This is a genomic window from Bacillus nitratireducens, from assembly GCF_001884135.1.
GTDB classification, from domain to species: Bacteria; Bacillota; Bacilli; order Bacillales; family Bacillaceae_G; genus Bacillus_A; species Bacillus_A nitratireducens.
In genome coordinates this window covers 194,779-212,020 of sequence record NZ_MAOC01000093.1, presented here as the reverse complement: position 1 = coordinate 212,020, position 17,242 = coordinate 194,779, and the positions used below count along the sequence as shown (strand labels likewise).

Sequence of the window (17,242 nt, the reverse complement as noted above, 5' to 3'; positions counted from 1 at the left end):
TTTGTCTAGCATCTAAAAATAAAAATTGACGTTCACGTTGTTTGTTTCGTTCAGTTTTCAAAGAACTTGTCCGCCGCTTCAGAAGCGACTTCATCATATTAACATCTTCATTTTTCGATGTCAACTATGTTTTTTAATTTCTTTTTGTCGTTTTCTGCGTTTCCGCATCAGCGACGTTTATTAATATACCATCATGGTTTTTAAATAACAAGTGTTTTTTTATAAAAAAACACAAAAAATTATCTAGCCTACTTTCTTCTATAGAAAGAACCATTACCCTTTCTACTGAAAACATTCATTTTGATTGTAGACAACTTACTATACACTATCATCAACCAGACAGTATTCCACATAAATCCCTAATCTTTAGCCCTCTTCCTTTTAAATTTTACAATAACCGCAACTCTACTTAAGAAGGACAAAAAAACATTTAAATGTAGAGTAACAAAAAACGAGTCCACTACACTAGAGAAAAACTTTAATTAACGCTTCGCTTCAACAATCAGGAATTTCACTTTCATAAATAACGAACTTCCCTTCAAAATATTAGCTTAAGATTATTGTTAGAATTTTTTTACATTTAATTAATGAAAAATATCCATTTTTTGTTATATAGTAAGAAAGTGCCCACACAACTATAAATAAACTAATGGAGGAATTATCTTATGGATAGGTTAACAAAGTTTTCATTAAAAAACCGAGCTGCTATTATCATCATGGTTTTTCTCATTTCCATACTCGGCGTTTATTCCGGCTCTAAATTACCTATGGAATTTTTACCAAGCATCGATAACCCCGCAATAACTGTTACGACATTGTCTCAAGGGCTCGATGCTGAAACGATGACCAAGGACGTGACTGACCCTCTCGAAAAACAATTTCGTAATTTAGAACATATCGATGGCATCACCTCTTCTACACATGAAGGGTTATCACGCATCGACATCGCATATACATCCAAGGCAAATATGAAAGACGCGGCACGCGAAGTCGAGAAAGCAATTAATACAATTAAATTACCTAAAGATGTAACTAAGCCTGTAGTTAGTCAATTAAATACTTCTATGATTCCACTCGCTCAAATCACCATCCAGAAGCAAAACGGATTTTCAAAAGCTGACGAAAAACAAATCGAGAAAGAAATCGTACCACAACTCGAAAGCATTGATGGTGTTGCCAATGTTATGTTTTTCGGAAAATCAACTTCCGAATTATCCATCGTACTTGATCCTAACCAACTAAAAGATAAAAACGTAACATCACAGCAAGTATTAACAGTTTTACAAGGAAAAGAAACTTCCACTCCAGCCGGAGCAATTACCGTTAATAAAGAAGAATACAATCTTCGTGTCATCGGGGATATAAAAAATGTAAATGACATAAAAAACATCACCGTTACACCTCAAGTAAAATTACAAGATGTCGCTCAAATTGAACTAAAACAACATTACGATACAATCTCACACATAAACGGAGAAGAAGGAACAGGATTAGTCATCATGAAAGAGCCGAGTAAAAACGCGGTTGCAATTGGAAAAGAGATTGATAAAAAGATTAAAGATATAAGTAAGCAATATAAAGATCAGTATTCTATTAAACTTTTAGCTTCAACTCATGAGCAAGTTGAAAATGCCGTTACTAGTATGGGCAAAGAAGTAATCCTTGGGGCCATTGCCGCGACTCTCATTATCTTAATCTTTTTACGTAGCTTTCGAACAACACTCATCGCTGTCGTCAGTATCCCATTATCTATCCTATTAACACTATTTTTACTCCACCAATCTAACATCACACTTAACATTTTAACTCTAGGTGGCTTAGCCGTTGCAGTCGGACGCCTCGTCGATGATAGTATCGTTGTCATTGAGAACATTTTCCGTCGTTTACAAAAAGAACCTTTCTCTAAAGATATTATTCTCGATGCAACAAAAGAGGTCGCCGTCGCAATTACCTCTTCTACCTTAACGACAGTCGCCGTTTTTTTACCTATCGGTCTCGTATCGGGAGTAATCGGAAAACTAATGTTACCTATGGTGTTAGCAGTTGTATATTCTATACTTTCTTCCTTAATTGTGGCATTAACAGTCGTTCCACTTATGGCTTTTTTACTGCTCAAAAAAACAAAACGTCGCAATTCACATTCTTCACCGCGATATGTCGCTACATTAAAGTGGGCTCTTTCTCATAAGTTTATCATTCTACTCACTTCTTTTTTATTATTTGCAGGATCAATTGCAGCCTACATACTACTTCCGAAAGCGAACATAAAGTCTGAGGACGATACAATGCTTTCCGTTAACATGACGTTTCCAGCTGATTATGATTCTGAAGCTAAAAAACAAAAAGCCTTTAATTTCGAAAAGAAACTCCTCTCTAATTCTGATGTAACAGATGTTATTTTGCGAATGGGATCTAGCGCAGAAGATGCACAATGGGGACAGACCACTCAAAACAATCTTGCAACTATATTTGTAGTCTTTAAAAAAGGATCTGACATCGACCAATATATTAAAGAATTAAAAAAAGAACATACAGCTTTCGAACCAGCTGAACTTGATTATATAAAAACGAGTTACTCTGACTCCGGAGGCGGAAACAACTTACAATTTAATGTAACAGCTACTAACGAAACAAATTTACAAAAGACCGCTAACATCGTCGAAACAAAACTAAAAAGCATGGATTCTCTTTCCAAAGTAAAAACAAATATAGAAGAATCTAAAAAAGAATGGCAAATTCATATCGATCAAACAAAGGCTGAGCAACTAGGTTTAACACCTGAATTAGCAGCACAACAAGTATCATTCCTTATGAAGAAATCTCCTATTGGGGAAATCTCAATCAATAATGAAAAAACAACTATTATGATAGAACATAAAAAGGCATCCATTAACAAACAAGAAGATATTTTAAACACAAACATACTATCACCTATTAACGGACCAATTCCTTTAAAAGACATTGCAACTATTTCAGAAAAACAACTTCAAACGGAAATCTTCCATAAAGACGGGAAAGAAACGATTCAAATTACTGCAGAAGCTTCAAGTGACGATTTAAGTAAAGTAAGCGCAGAAGTAAACAAAGCGATAGCCGACTTAGATTTACCTAACGGGGCAAAAGTAAATATCGCAGGTGCTACTGAATCTATGCAAGAGAACTTCACTGATTTATTTAAAATTATGGGGATTGCAATCGGGATTGTATATTTAATTATGGTCATCACATTCGGGCAGGCGCGTGCTCCTTTTGCAATTTTATTCTCCTTGCCATTAGCTGCTGTCGGAGGTATTTTAGGATTAATCATTTCCAGAACACCAGTTGATGTAAATTCCTTGATTGGCGCATTAATGTTAATCGGAATTGTCGTTACAAATGCTATTGTATTAATAGAAAGAGTCCAACAAAATCGAGAAAACGGTATGGAAACAAGAGAAGCCCTATTAGAAGCCGGCTCCACTCGATTACGTCCAATTATTATGACAGCCATAACAACAATCGTCGCTATGCTACCACTACTATTCGGCCAATCTCAAGCGGGCAGCATGGTATCAAAAAGTCTAGCTGTCGTTGTAATTGGCGGCTTAGCCGTTTCAACCGTTCTTACATTAGTAGTTGTTCCTGTTATGTATGAACTATTAGATAAAATCGGGAGAAAAAGACGCTCCCGCAGAAAAATAAGTACTTCTACAGAAACACCTGATATTTAAACCAAAAGACGTTATCTTCATAATTGAAGATAACGTCTTTTGTATCCCTCTACCTATCCATAAAGTGAAACTTTAATCAGTGGGGGTTTATTATTAGCCCGCACCAATCGGGCGTTTACGGGCAGTTTAGCCCCCATCTAACTCCTTTGCTCCAGCTGAATTTTGAGGTGGGAGTTTTACTTCCCACAAATAGCGGGATAAATATAATCCATCACTTTTTTACCATACTTCTCTAGCGGCTCTCCAGAATCCACAATAAGATATTCACCATGTAAAGGCCTTTTACTGCCAGCCAGACATTTTTGAAATGCTACTTCTGATCCTACTTTTGTAATTTGACTTATCTTACGTTCACGCGTTTGTAACCTACGATTAATTTCTTCTATATTATTAAGATAACATTCAATATATTTATATGTAGCACCATGTTTCTGACATAAATCTATTCCTTTTTTAACCATCCCTTCGTAGAGACACGGACTATCTAATATCACACTGTGCTCTTGCTCCAACAAAAGATCGATCAGTTCCCACTCAATATCATAGGAGATTCCTCCAACCACTGTTGGTTCAACACCTTTTTCCTTTAATGATTTTAATAAAGCTGATTTCACGACGTCATGATCTACAATAACAGCACCTGTTAATTTAGCGATATACTTAGAAAGTGTCGATTTCCCAGACCCAGGAAACCCCGACATTTGCAGAAAAAACACTTCCAAATCCCTCCCTATTTTCATCCCAATTTCTATATATCAAGTACCTATTCGGTCACTCTTCTTCTTTTCCTGCCAACAACAAAATGACCGTAAAAAAACTCTCTGTTTTATAAACAGAGAGTTTTCATCTTCAACTTATGCCGCTTTTACCTTCTTCGTCGTTTTACTTTTTCTTTTCGTTCCCGTAAAGCGCTTATGCAATACAGATGCTACCAAGCGTGAAATGACATTGAATAGTAATACCATAATAATTAATACAGCTGCAGATTTTGTCGCAATTAACTTCGCATCTGGGATAATCCCTTCAGAATTCAACTTCCAAATATGAACCGCTAACGTTTCAGCTGGTCTAAATGGATTTAAAGGATGCGCAGGACTCGAGAAGTCCGCTGCTGAATTTAAAATTGGAGATGTTAAACCCGCTGTGTAAATTAATGCCGCTGCTTCACCAAATATACGGCCAGCCGCTAAAATAACACCTGTAATAATTTGTGGCAATGACGACGGGATAATAATACGCACGATCGTTTGCCACTTTGTCGCACCTAATCCAAGACTCGCCTCTTTTACATTATGAGGAACTTCTGAAATCGCATTTTCACAAACACGTGTTAAACCTGGTAAGTTTAAAATAGTTAAAGCAAGAGCACCACCCATTACCGTGTATCCCCAGCCTGTCATTGTAACAAACACTAACAAACCAAATAGTCCAACAACAATAGAAGGTAAAGACGCCATCGTCTCAATACATAAACGAACAAAACTTAAAAAACGACCTTGTCTTGCATACTCCGCTAAATATATTCCAGCACCTAATCCAAGAGGAATAGATATAACAAGCGTTATAACAAGCATGTAGAAGGAATTGAATAATTGCGGACCAATTCCACCACCAGCTCTTGTATTACTGGGTTCTCCAAATAAGAAACTAGGATCCCAAAATCCCCATCCCTTTTGCAGAATTTCAAACACTAAGAACACTAGCAAAGCCACAACTAAAGCCGCAACTGCATAAAAGATACCTGTCCAAACTTTATTTACCGTTCTTGCATTCATTATTATCGCTCACCTCTTTGCCCAATCGCTCGAATTACTAAAATAAACAGGAATGAAATAACAAGTAAAATCATCGCTAAAGTCCATAACGCATTGTTCCAAGCTGTTCCGTTCAATGTATTCGTCATATCCATTGTCAGAATACCCGTTAACGTTGCTGTCGGACTATATATTCCTTCTGGTAATTTAATCGTGTTCCCGATTACCATTTGAACCGCTAATGCTTCACCAAAAGCACGCGCTAAACCTAAAACTATACCTGTTAAAATCCCTTGTTTTGCAGCTGGAACAATCACTCGGCTAATCGCTTGCCATTTCGTTGATCCTAAACCGTAAGAAGCTTCCAAGTAATCAAATGGAACAGAGCGTATTGCATCAGAAGCGATACTAGCAATAGTAGGTAAAATCATAATACTTAGCACAATAATACCTGCAATCAAACTAAAGCCTACTCCACCAAACGAATCACGTAATAGAGGAACTAAAATTGTAACCCCCAATAATCCGTATACAACTGACGGAATACCAACTAATAATTCCAAAACAGGCTTCAATACTTTATTCCCAAACTTCGGCGAAATTAAATTCATGAATATAGCAAGAGCTATAGCAATCGGTGCACTAATAACGACCGCACCTAACGATACAAGCGTCGAACCTACAATAAAGATTACAGCACCATACGTGCCTTGATCAGCATTTGGATTCCATTTTGTCGATGTTAACACCTCAGTAAATGAGATACCACTTTGCGTGAATGATTGAATTCCTTTTCCGCAAATAAACGCAATAATAGCTAATGTAACAAGAACAATAAAAATACCGCAAAACGTAACAAGTGATCTTCCTATATATTCACTCTTTACGTAATTAATTTGTTTTTTCCCCTTCATCACAGGTCAGACCCCACTTCATAGATTGAAATGAACAGGACTGACCTTGCAGCCAGCCCCATAAATTTTATTACTTATTTAATTTAGACATCGGAATGTAACCCATATCTTCTACTTGTTTTTCAAAGTCTTTACCTTTTACATAGTCGATGTAAGCCTTAGTCGCTTCCTTCGCCTCACCTTTCGTTACCATGTACTCGTAAGACCAGAATGGATATTTACCAGACGAAATATTTTCAACTTTCGGTTCAGATCCATCAATTTTAACCGTCTGTAACGCACCTTTTTTCTCACCAACCATGTAAGACATTGCTAAGTAACTAACTGAACCTGGAGTAGAGTTAATCGCTTGCTCTACAGCACCATTAGAATCTTGTGTTGTACCAGTTCCATCATTAATTTTCGCGTCTTTCATAACTGTCTTTTCAAAAGTAGCACGTGTACCAGATGAAGCCGGACGGTTAATTACGTTGATTTTTTCATCTTTTCCGCCTACTTCTTTCCAGTTCGTTACTTTTCCAGTGAAGATATCTTGTACTTGTTGTACTGTTAAGTTATCAACTTTTACATCTTTATTTACGACAAGCGCGAATGCAATACCCGCAACTTTGTTATCTACTAATTCTTTTGCTTTTTCAGCATCTTTTATTTTATCTGCAGCCGGCACATCTGAATTCCCAATTTGCACTGCACCAGATGCTACTTGGTTAATCCCTGTTCCACTACCGCCACCTTGAACTTGAATAGAAACTTTTGAATTTTTCTCCATGAATTTCTTTCCAGCTTCCTCTGCAAGAGGTTGAAGCGCTGTAGAACCTGCAGCTGCAATCGTACCTGACAATTCTTGTTTTGCATTATCGCTTCCTTTAGCATTACCTTTACTAGCTGTATCTTCTGCTTTCCCACATCCAACTAATGCTCCTGCTACCACTAAAGCCGCTAAAGAAAATTTAATACCCTTTTTCATAACCATGTCTTGTACCCCCATTTGGATTATCACTTTTCACATTCGTCTACTTTTTTCGAACACAAATTCATTGTAGGACAACAATATTATGTGAGTGTTAAGCAATTTTTAATTTTAAGTAAATGGCGATAATAACCCTTAAAAGCTAGGAATCCCAACATTTATAGTTAAAGAACCCAACAAAATCCACACTAAACATGCATTATTGTAAATTTAATCTTAACAATGTAAAGCTAGTGTAAATAATTTTCTGCATTTTCCCCTTTAGATTAAAACTACATTTACAATCACCCTATATTTTTAAGGTTTTACACCCTTACTTTATTTACATTGCGAAGAATTTCAGTAATATTTTTTGGTACAACTAAATAAATTGGAACAATTCTAAAAATAATTGAATATTTTTAAAGTACTAATTGACAGCATCATTCAATGTGGTCTACTATATTACTAACAAAAAGTTTACCTTAGGAAACTTTTTAAACTTAAACTAACAATATAGAGATGGGGTAACTTTTATGGTATCGGCTAATACAAAACCACTTTCTGAATTTAAAACAGGAGAGTTTGTACAAATTGAGAAGATACAATTAGAAGGAACTATGAAACGACGTTTATTAGACTTAGGATTTATCCCTGGGGCAACGATTAAAGTATTACAACGCAGTCCACTTGGAGATCCGGTCGCTTATCAAGTAAGCAACACAACTATTGCACTACGTAAGGAAGAAAGTTCCCTTATTTTCGGGGTATTAATAGGAGATGATTTCAGATGAGCAAACATCGCATTGCTTTAGCTGGCAACCCGAATACCGGGAAAAGTACATTATTTAATACTTTAACAGGCTTAAAACAACATACTGGAAACTGGACGGGAAAAACTGTTTTAAAAGCTGAAGGGGAATATGAACATAACGGAAGTAAATATACATTAATAGATTTACCTGGCACTTACTCACTATATTCAAATTCTGCGGATGAAGAAGTAGCAAGAGATTATATTATATTTGAAAAACCAGAAGTAACTGTAGTTGTTATAGATGCAACTGCAATGGAAAGAAATTTAAATTTAGCCCTCCAAGTGATGGAAATGACAAGCAATGTAGTCATTTGTATTAATTTAATTGATGAAGCGGAGAAAAAAGGCATCGTTATTGATGAAAAGAAATTAGCAAAATCGCTCGGTGTACCTGTAGTTAAGATTTCTGCTCGTAACCGAGTAGGTATTGGACATTTGCTAAGTGTTATCGCTAAAGTAGCAAATAAAAAATTAATTCCAACACCAATTAAAATTTCTTACAGTGAAAAAATCGAAAGTATGATTCAGGAATTAGAACCACAAATTTATAAAGTGTTCGGTGATACGTATCCAGCACGTTGGATTGCGTTACGTATATTAGATGGAGATAAAAATTTCTTAACTACACTCCAAAAACACCATAATGAACCACTTGTAAGGGAGGTCGTAATGAATGGAATCTCACTCAGCCAGTAAAGCTCTTCCATTAGACTATATTATTCAACATGCACAAACACTCTCAAAAGAAGATATACGAGATGATATTGTCGGAGATATTTATCGAACATCTGCAAGCATATGTAAAGAGTCTGTTCAATATACAAATACTGATAAATTGTATCGTTCTGAAAAACTAGATAAAATTTTCACATCTCCCATCTGGGGATTCCCAATTATGCTCGGTATTTTATCTATTATTTTTTATCTTACAATTGCAGGCGCTAACGTACCATCTGATATGATTGCTGAATTCTTCGGATGGACCGAAGGATATTTAACATCTTGGTTCCAAGCAGCGCATGCACCCGAATGGTTACATGGCATTTTAATACTTGGTTTATTCCGTGGTATCGGTGCTGTTATTAGCGTTATGTTACCACCTATGGCAATCTTTTTCCCTATGTTCGCACTATTAGAAAACTACGGATACTTACCACGTGTCGCGTTTAATATGGATCGCTTATTCAAACGCTCCGGTGCACATGGCAAACAATCTTTAACAATGGCAATGGGCTTTGGTTGTAATGCAGCCGCTATTATGTCAACACGTATTATTGAATCACCACGTGAACGTATGCTTGCAATCTTAACAAACAACTTCGTTCCTTGTAACGGTCGCTGGCCTATGTTAATTTTAATGGCTTCATTATTTATGGCTGCTGGTTATACAGGTAGTATGCAAACATTAGTTACTGCAGGTGTCGTAGTTGGAATGGTTGTAATTGGTGTTATTATGACATTAACTGTTTCTTGGGTACTATCAAAAACAGCTTTAAAAGGTGTGCCAACTCACTACACCCTTGAGTTACCACCGTACCGTAAGCCAAAAGTTTGGAATACAATTGTACGTGCAACACTCGATAAATCTATTTATGTTTTAAAACGAGCTATCGTTGTAGCTGCACCTGCGGCTGCATTAACTTGGTTACTCGCTAACATTTTCATCGGTGACACAAGCTTACTTATGTATTTTGTAAACTTCCTAGATCCATTCGCTAAAATGTTAGGACTTGACGGGTTTATTTTAGCTGCATTCATTCTTGGACTACCAGCGAATGAAATTGTTATCCCGATTTTATTAATGTCTTATTTATCAACTGGAGCTTTAACTGAAATAGATGATTTTAACCAAATTAAAAATCTATTCTTAGAAAATGGTTGGACTTGGTTAACAGCGTTAAATACAATGTTGTTCTCACTCCTTCATTTCCCCTGTGGAACAACACTGGTTAACATATATAAAGAAACAAAAAGTGCAAAATGGACATTCTTATCGTTCGCAATCCCTACTGTTATTGCAATTGTTGTGACTTTCCTCTCTACACAATTGGTACATTGGTTAGGACTTTTATAAAAAACAAAGCATACATAGAAGGTATCCCCCTTCACATATGCTTTGCGCGAAAGAAACCTGAATTTATTCAGGTTTCTTTTTTTTCCATGGCTGCGCTCCATAATTTGAAATTTTTTTATGAAGGAAATATATAGCTCCCGGAAGAACCGCCATTAATATCGTACAAATAATCCCTAGGCCAGTAAACAACTTACATCACCTTATTTCACTCTTTTCGGTAAGGCTGAACCGGAATGCTCAATTGTCGGATGAACATGAACAGTAACCTCAGCATTACTAAAGTAATTTTCACCTTGATCCCAATTCTTATCTATCTTCTTCCATTCTTTATAATTATGCCGCTTATATACTTCCCCTAACGCTAATACATCTACCTTATATTTTTTTTGAACAAGCTTAATCGATTTTTGGATACGCTTCTCCATTTCCTCCGCAATGGTTTTCTTCAATCGATCTTCATTCATAATTTGTTTATGATCACTAAAGTGTAACTCAGCTAAAGTGCCTTCCAAAGATAAATAAATATCAAACTTCGGTTTTGTGGCATTTTCTGTAGATACTTTAATCTTTCGATGCATCTTATGAATTTCATATGTAATAAGCTGGTCTTTTTTACGAACGGTAAAGAACCCTCCAATTTTCTTACCTATTATATAATTCATTCCAAATGTTTCTTCTCCATTCAAACTACCTACACACTTATTATCCTTCCCTCGAAACAACGCTGCCCCGTTCATTTGTACCCCTTGTTTTGTTAGTTCGAGAATAGGTAATACGAAACTTTGGTTAGAAATCATTTTTTGCTGTACCTCACCAATTCTTGCAGCTTCAACCATTTGAGCATTTTTCGGAGGATGCTCAGCTAACATATCAATATACTGTGCCGGTAAGTTCTCAGGCTTGGCACTCTGCTTTAAAATAGCTTCTGCATTTTTCTCAGAAACGAACAAACGAATATTTCTTCTCATCTCATGATCGCGAATATATACATCTAATGTATTTTGTAAAACATATGGATTCGCTAGTAAATCTTTAGAAAAAATTATCACTTGTATATGCGGAAAGAATAATGAGCGACTAATTTTTTTAGCAATAATTCGTATTTGCTCAAAGACACTATCTGCTTTCGCACTAACGTTAATATAATTTTCACTATCTCCACCGCCTTGGCCACCTTGTTGCGCTAACTTACTGGGAAGTACCATCTGATACGTCCCTTTCATAATTGGATTTGATTTCTTTGCCTTCACAATATCGTAAGCTGCACCTACTACAAATCCTCTTTCTTCTATTTCTTCTAGCTCAGAGCATCCACTTATAGATCCAGCTAAAACCATAACCATTATAATTTTAAGAAGGTGTTTCATTTCTACCATTCCTTCTTTTTATTTTATATACAATAAAAACTAACAAAGGCGCTAGCACGACAAACCCCATATCTATCCAAGCTAAATAAGTCCCGTAACTTGACAAAGTATTCAAATTACTAGGTATCATATTCGCCATAAAAATAATCGGGGCACTTACAAAAATGAAAATATGTTTCTTCACTTTCGGAAACATAGCGCAAAATAATAAAGATGCGACGTCATAATACATTGCTGTAGTGTTATAAATAGTAATAATCCAAGTAGTAAAAAAAATGGCATCAAATCTTTCTAAAAAACCTCCACCAATTTCAATTTCTTTACCCAATTCAATTGTTGGATACGTTAATCCACGGGTTGTCATATACGTAAAAACGCTAATACAAGTTACATAAATTAAAATGTATGACAGCACATTTACCATCACTGCTTTTGCAACTGCCATTGGCGCTTTTTTCGCTGTCTTATCGTTCAACATCACAGCATAAAACAGAGCTACCTCAAATCCGATAAATGTGAAAATAGAATTTTTAACTCCTACAGCATACTGACTTGCGTTCGTTTGAAAAGCCGGTAGTAAATTGTTTATTTCCATTAAATTCACATTCAATAAAGAAAGCAACACTATCGCAATGAACACGATAGGTAAGAATAGAACATTTAACCTTACTAAAGCCGCTCTCGATCCTGCTACTCCATAAATAACAACTAATAAGAAGAAGAAAGAAAGTAGCTGTATTGGTGTATCACTAAATAAATACGTTTGTGAAATAATTGCAATCATTCGCGATTCATATGCGGTCAAAGCAGCAAATGTTAATACTAAAATGCTACTAATTGTGTATGCAACAGGCTTCGTCAAATGTGCACTTGTATATTGAACAAAGTTTTGTTTTGGGAATAAAATAGCTATCCTCGTTACAAACCAACCTAAAACCGCACATATCAATCCACCCAAAAGTAAAATAATCCAACCGTCTGAAAATAAAGTTTGCATAGCAATATCTCGAGGCATAGATAATGCACCTATACCGATAATTGTTGACGATACCGCAAAACCAAGTTCCCGAGATCCAATTTCTTCATCCCCATATTCAAATGGCTTCAATTACTCTCGCTCCTTTGGACGTAGTGTAGAGTCTTTCGTTTGTAAATATTCTGGCCTCTCTTTTAACATTGATTTTGGTAGGCGAACCAATTCTTCTTCCCAATCTTTATAAAAAGCAGGAGCAATAGGTGTTGTATACGGTACCCCAACACTCTTTAAATTTGTAATATGGATCGCAAGTGCAATAAGAGCTAAAATAATCCCGTACAATCCAAAAGCAGTCGCGGCTAATACAAAAACGAAAAGTAAAATCCTAAACGTAATCGTAATACTATACACAGGCAGTGAAAATGTAGCAATTGCGGTAACCGCAATAATAATTACTAAAAACGGATTTACAATCCCTGCATTTACTGCCGCTTCTCCAATTACAAGACCACCTACGATGCCAATTGTTTGCCCCATCGGTTTCGGAAGCCTAATCCCGGCTTCTCGTATTAATTCCATCGTTAATGCCATCATTAACGTTTCTATATAAGCAGGAAACGGCACCCCTTCTCTCGCTCCCGCAATGGAATAAGCTAGTTTAGATGGAATAAGCCCTTGATGATACGATACAAGCGCTACGTACATGGCAGGTAATAAAACAGCAGCGATACCTGATCCCATACGTAAAATTCTTAGTAACGTTCCAATTATCCAACGCTCATAATGATCTTCTACAGATTGAAAAATATCAACAAATACTAGTGGAGCTATAAGAGCAAATGGTGACCCATCTACTAAAATGGCCGCTTTCCCTTTCGCCAATGCAGCCACTATATTATCTGGTCTTTCTGTATTTAAAAACTGCGGAAACGGCGACAAATTATTATCTTGAATTAATTGCTCAATCGTTCCTGTCTCAAAAATGACATCTGTCACTATGGATTGAAGACGCCGATCTAGTTCTTTTACAATATAAGGGTTAATAATATCTTCTATATATACTAGGGTTACTTCTTTCTGCGATCGTTTCCCCATAATATAAGATTGAAACCGTAACTTCGGATCACGTAAACCACGGCGAATTAGCATTTTGTTCACATTAATATCTTCATTTAATCCAACTCTCGGTCCACGTATTAAATCTTCTGTCACTGGAGGCTCTAGACTTCTTTTCTCCCAAGCTCTACTGTTAACAACAATAGCCGTTTGAATATTATCAATTAATATGACTGTATCTCCTGCTAAAACCGCATTTATAATATCTGGAAAAGTCGTCTTCATACCGACTTCTGCAATAGAAATAAAACGATCCAATAATGTCTGAACCACAGCTGCTTCATTTGGTATTTCTTCATATTGAAGTGTACGAACTACATATTTATAAACATTATCCTTATCTGTCAATCCACATAAAAAAACAACCGCACAACGTGTAAAACTACCAGCAAGAGCAACTTCTCTAATTGTTAAATCATTAGGTGAACCTAACTCATCTCTAATTTCCTTCATAACTTCAAACAAGTTACCTTTTAGCTCTAACAATTTCCCCACCTAACTTCCTTTTCAACAAGTTTTTAGTTAGATTCCGCTAATAGAAGAAAATATATACAAAAAAGAGCTATCTCTTTTCGAAGATAGCTCTAACACACGAATTACTTTTCTACTATTATATTGTCGGTGTTTACAGATACATTTCTTGTGAATCCACTAACTACAAACATCACAATAATGTTAACTAATAACGCGACTATACCTACATTCAAATCTTTCATATACTGCGGGACACCCGGAAACATCGTAGCTATAGTAGAACCAGATAAAGTGATATATGCGACAATTAACAACCCAATTCCCATCCCCGCAATCGCACCTTGTTTCGTAATAATTTGACGAGGAAACAAACTACATACAAGCGCAGGGAAAAGTTGCGTAACTATACTGTACCCCATTAAAAGAAGAGCACCTATCGTTTCTCCTCCTTTAAATGTAAACAATACTGCAACAAACGTTACGACAGGTACAAATAACTTAGCTGCTTTTGCAACTTGTCTATCTGAAGCAGATGGCACCATTGTTCGGTAAATATTTTTTGCTAACAACGTAGATGCCGCCATAACAAGCATGGAACCTGGAACTAATGCCGTTAACACTCCTGCACTACCAATAATACCAATAAACCATGGATCAAACGTTTGAAGAGCCAGACGGAATAATGAAAGATCTACATCCGCTCCCTTTAACCCTGGAACTTGCAAGATAGCAGCAAACCCTGCAAAAAATACGAAAAGTAAAACTAAAGAATACAGTGGCATAATTGCCGCATTTTTACGAAATACTTTTTCATTTTTTGCCGAGAAAGCAGAAGCGAATGTATGGGGCCACATATAGAAACCAAGAGCCGTTAATATAATAGTAGAAACAAACCAAGAAATACTCATTCCTTCTTCAGGTAAAGATAAAAAACCTGGTTTCGCTGCTTCTACAGCTTCGAACATCGGCTGAAATCCTCCATAATAATGGTACGGTAAATATATACCTAAAAACATAACGATAAATAGTATCATAATATCCTTCAAAGCAGCTGTCCAAGCCGATCCATGTATACCTGAAACCATTACATATATAGTTATAACAATAGCACCAATCCATACTGCAATAACTGGTGATACTCTTCCATAAGATGCTTCCGAAACGATGATCCCTAATCCCTTTAGCTGTAAAACAAGATATGGGATGATAGAAATTACACCAATAATTGAAACAATTATCCCAAGCGTCTTACTGCTATATTTTTTCGCAAAAAAATCGGACTGTGAAACGAGGTTATGCTCTTTTGCATATTTCCAAATTGGAGGCAATAAGAAATACGATAAAATATAAGCTAATGCACCATACCCTAAAATATAAAAAGTAGGAGCTCCTTTACTATACGCCCAGCCACTTCCTCCTAAAAATGTGAATGTCGTATAAATTTCGCCTGCCATAAGGAGAAAAACAAAAATAGTTCCAAACCCTCTTCCTCCAACTGACCATTGCTCTAAATTCATATCTTTTCCACGTTGTGCTCGAATCCCTAAAAATAGTGCTAAAAATAAGAATAAAATAATGATAAGTAATGCTGTCATTTCACATCCCCCTTATTAGCAGGGTCGAATACGTACACAAGCCCCATACAAAGAGACGTAATGAGCACTGATAATAATACCCAAAATAATAGAAATGGCATTCCAAGTACATAAGGAGTGACCGAATTTGCAAATACTGGTCCAATCACTAAACAAAGAACTGGAATAAGTGCTAGCACGTGTATTTTCTTCATCTCATTCTCCTTTACTTATCAAATTCATAATGGATGATACAAAGACTTCCATTCCAATTGGTAATGCATCTTCGTCAATTGTAAAACGAGGATGGTGATGCGGATATATAATTCCCTTCTCTTCATTGCCTGCCCCTATAAAAAAGAACGTCCCTGGTGCCTTTTGTAAAAATGCCGAAAAATCTTCTCCTGCCATCGTTGGTTGTAAACGAACAACTCCTTCTCTTCCATACAGCTGTAATGCCGTATGTTCAATAAGCTCTGTAACTTCATAATCGTTCACAACTGGTCGATATCCATACTCATAAGAAAATGTATACTTAGCACCGTATGATTCTGTAATATGTTTGACAATCCGTTCAAGCTTCTCCTTTGTTTCCTCTCTTAATTCATGCCTTAAACTTCTCACTGTCCCCTCAATCTCCGCTTGTTCAGGGATAACATTATGGGTTGTCCCTGAATGAAATTGCGTAACAGATACTACGAGAGAATCTAACGGGTTCGTGAGGCGCGATACAATTTGCTGGACTTGCGAAACAACTTGTGCACCAATGGAGATACTATCAACTGTTTCGTGCGGAATTCCAGCATGCCCACCTTTTCCCTCTATCGTAATTTTAAAAACGTCCGGTGCCGCCATCGCAGGACCATAAATTACACCTATTTTCCCAACCTCTAATGACGCCCAAAGATGAGCACCAATAATGTAATCCACACCTTCCATCACTCCCGCTGCGACCATTTCTTCTGCACCACCCGGAAAGTTTTCTTCTGCATGTTGAAATAAAAAGCGAATCTCTCCTTTAACTTTCTCTCTTTCCTCTACCAACTTATGTACTACACCAAGCAATATTGCCATGTGACCATCGTGACCACACGCATGCATCACACCTGGATATGTAGAAATAAAATCAAATTTATTTTCTTCATGAATAGGAAGAGCATCCATATCAGCACGAACCGCGATGGTTTTACCAGGCTGCTTACCAATTAACCTTGCCATTACACTATATTTAGTAGGTCGTGAAACTTCTAAATACGGGATTTTCCGAAGTATGTCGAATACAAATTGAGATGTTTTTTCCTCTTGAAAAGATAACTCTGGATACTTATGAAAATGCCTTCTCCACTCAATCAACTGATTCTTTGATAAAACAAGTTCCTTTGCGACATCCATTTCTCTTCTCCCCTTCTTCATCAAGTTAAATGTTATTATAGCGTGAATTGTTAACTTTTAAAAGAATCTTCTGAATTTTCTATCTTAAGGGAATGAAAATAAAAAGCCATCCTCAAGATGACTTT

Annotated in this window: 14 protein-coding genes; 4 read left to right on the top strand and 10 right to left on the bottom strand. The window is 36.4% G+C overall.

Features of this window, described 5'->3' with window-relative positions:
- Positions 1 to 665 precede the first annotated feature (665 nt).
- Positions 666 to 3,710 carry an efflux RND transporter permease subunit gene (locus BAU23_RS28245; RefSeq protein WP_071735691.1) on the top strand — a complete coding sequence of 1,015 codons (3,045 nt, stop codon included), beginning with the start codon at positions 666 to 668 and terminating at the stop codon, positions 3,708 to 3,710.
- A gap of 176 nt (positions 3,711 to 3,886) precedes the next feature.
- Here BAU23_RS28245 and BAU23_RS28240 read toward each other — a convergent pair whose 3' ends face one another.
- The 4 genes from BAU23_RS28240 to BAU23_RS28225 all read right to left on the bottom strand — a co-directional run bounded on the left by BAU23_RS28240 (position 3,887) and on the right by BAU23_RS28225 (position 7,351).
- On the bottom strand, positions 3,887 to 4,426 hold the full coding sequence (locus BAU23_RS28240) for a P-loop nucleotide/nucleoside kinase family protein (protein ID WP_071735690.1): 540 nt from the start codon (positions 4,424 to 4,426) through the stop codon (positions 3,887 to 3,889).
- A 138-nt stretch (positions 4,427 to 4,564) separates the two neighbouring features.
- Entirely contained in the window at positions 4,565 to 5,485 is a 921-nt protein-coding gene (gene pstA, locus BAU23_RS28235; protein WP_000994149.1) for a phosphate ABC transporter permease PstA, read from the bottom strand.
- A 2-nt stretch (positions 5,486 to 5,487) separates the two neighbouring features.
- The gene (gene pstC, locus BAU23_RS28230; protein WP_002074494.1) at positions 5,488 to 6,378 is read right to left on the bottom strand and encodes a phosphate ABC transporter permease subunit PstC; all 891 of its coding nucleotides are present in this window, start codon (positions 6,376 to 6,378) and stop codon (positions 5,488 to 5,490) included.
- Positions 6,379 to 6,448: 70 nt separating this feature from the next.
- On the bottom strand, positions 6,449 to 7,351 hold the full coding sequence (locus tag BAU23_RS28225; protein WP_071735689.1) for a phosphate ABC transporter substrate-binding protein PstS family protein: 903 nt from the start codon (positions 7,349 to 7,351) through the stop codon (positions 6,449 to 6,451).
- A gap of 512 nt (positions 7,352 to 7,863) precedes the next feature.
- Between BAU23_RS28225 and BAU23_RS28220 the strand changes: the two genes are divergently transcribed.
- From BAU23_RS28220 to BAU23_RS28210, 3 genes are read left to right on the top strand one after another with little or no spacing between them, the layout of a single operon-like run.
- Positions 7,864 to 8,121, top strand: coding sequence for a FeoA family protein (locus BAU23_RS28220; RefSeq protein WP_000252989.1), 258 nt, complete (start codon positions 7,864 to 7,866; stop codon positions 8,119 to 8,121).
- Positions 8,118 to 8,840 carry a FeoB small GTPase domain-containing protein gene (locus tag BAU23_RS28215; RefSeq protein WP_071735688.1) on the top strand — a complete coding sequence of 241 codons (723 nt, stop codon included), beginning with the start codon at positions 8,118 to 8,120 and terminating at the stop codon, positions 8,838 to 8,840. Before BAU23_RS28220 ends, BAU23_RS28215 begins: the two co-directional genes overlap by 4 nt.
- Positions 8,818 to 10,218, top strand: a complete 1,401-nt coding sequence (locus BAU23_RS28210) for a nucleoside recognition domain-containing protein (RefSeq protein ID WP_071735687.1) — start codon at positions 8,818 to 8,820, stop codon at positions 10,216 to 10,218. The genes BAU23_RS28215 and BAU23_RS28210 overlap by 23 nt, the downstream gene beginning before the upstream one ends.
- 200 nt (positions 10,219 to 10,418) lie before the next feature.
- Here the strand turns inward: BAU23_RS28210 and BAU23_RS28205 are convergent, their stop codons facing one another.
- From BAU23_RS28205 to BAU23_RS28180, 6 genes are all read right to left on the bottom strand, one after another.
- A complete protein-coding gene (locus BAU23_RS28205) occupies positions 10,419 to 11,585 on the bottom strand; it encodes a Ger(x)C family spore germination protein (protein WP_071735685.1) in 1,167 nt (388 codons plus the stop codon).
- The gene (gene gerLB, locus BAU23_RS28200; protein ID WP_071735682.1) at positions 11,569 to 12,693 is read right to left on the bottom strand and encodes a spore germination protein GerLB; all 1,125 of its coding nucleotides are present in this window, start codon (positions 12,691 to 12,693) and stop codon (positions 11,569 to 11,571) included. The genes BAU23_RS28205 and gerLB overlap by 17 nt, the downstream gene beginning before the upstream one ends.
- Positions 12,694 to 14,172 (bottom strand): spore germination protein GerLA, encoded by a 1,479-nt coding sequence (gerLA, locus tag BAU23_RS28195; RefSeq protein ID WP_002074500.1) that lies wholly within the window; start codon positions 14,170 to 14,172, stop codon positions 12,694 to 12,696.
- Between the two features lie 101 nt (positions 14,173 to 14,273).
- A complete protein-coding gene (locus BAU23_RS28190) occupies positions 14,274 to 15,746 on the bottom strand; it encodes a sodium:solute symporter family protein (protein ID WP_000125946.1) in 1,473 nt (490 codons plus the stop codon).
- Positions 15,743 to 15,940 (bottom strand): DUF3311 domain-containing protein, encoded by a 198-nt coding sequence (locus BAU23_RS28185; RefSeq protein ID WP_000719864.1) that lies wholly within the window; start codon positions 15,938 to 15,940, stop codon positions 15,743 to 15,745. Before BAU23_RS28185 ends, BAU23_RS28190 begins: the two co-directional genes overlap by 4 nt.
- A 1-nt stretch (position 15,941) precedes the next feature.
- Entirely contained in the window at positions 15,942 to 17,117 is a 1,176-nt protein-coding gene (locus BAU23_RS28180) for an amidohydrolase (protein WP_000382111.1), read from the bottom strand.
- Positions 17,118 to 17,242: the final 125 nt, after the last annotated feature.

Coding starts and splice junctions, on each gene's coding strand:
- BAU23_RS28245 (WP_071735691.1), top strand. CDS start 666: ATGGATAGGTTAACAAAGTTTTCATTAAAAAACCGAGCTGCTATTATC.
- pstA (WP_000994149.1), bottom strand. CDS start 5,485: ATGAATGCAAGAACGGTAAATAAAGTTTGGACAGGTATCTTTTATGCA.
- pstC (WP_002074494.1), bottom strand. CDS start 6,378: ATGAAGGGGAAAAAACAAATTAATTACGTAAAGAGTGAATATATAGGA.
- BAU23_RS28225 (WP_071735689.1), bottom strand. CDS start 7,351: ATGGTTATGAAAAAGGGTATTAAATTTTCTTTAGCGGCTTTAGTGGTA.
- BAU23_RS28220 (WP_000252989.1), top strand. CDS start 7,864: ATGGTATCGGCTAATACAAAACCACTTTCTGAATTTAAAACAGGAGAG.
- BAU23_RS28215 (WP_071735688.1), top strand. CDS start 8,118: ATGAGCAAACATCGCATTGCTTTAGCTGGCAACCCGAATACCGGGAAA.
- BAU23_RS28210 (WP_071735687.1), top strand. CDS start 8,818: ATGGAATCTCACTCAGCCAGTAAAGCTCTTCCATTAGACTATATTATT.
- BAU23_RS28205 (WP_071735685.1), bottom strand. CDS start 11,585: ATGAAACACCTTCTTAAAATTATAATGGTTATGGTTTTAGCTGGATCT.
- BAU23_RS28190 (WP_000125946.1), bottom strand. CDS start 15,746: ATGACAGCATTACTTATCATTATTTTATTCTTATTTTTAGCACTATTT.
- BAU23_RS28185 (WP_000719864.1), bottom strand. CDS start 15,940: ATGAAGAAAATACACGTGCTAGCACTTATTCCAGTTCTTTGTTTAGTG.
- BAU23_RS28180 (WP_000382111.1), bottom strand. CDS start 17,117: ATGGATGTCGCAAAGGAACTTGTTTTATCAAAGAATCAGTTGATTGAG.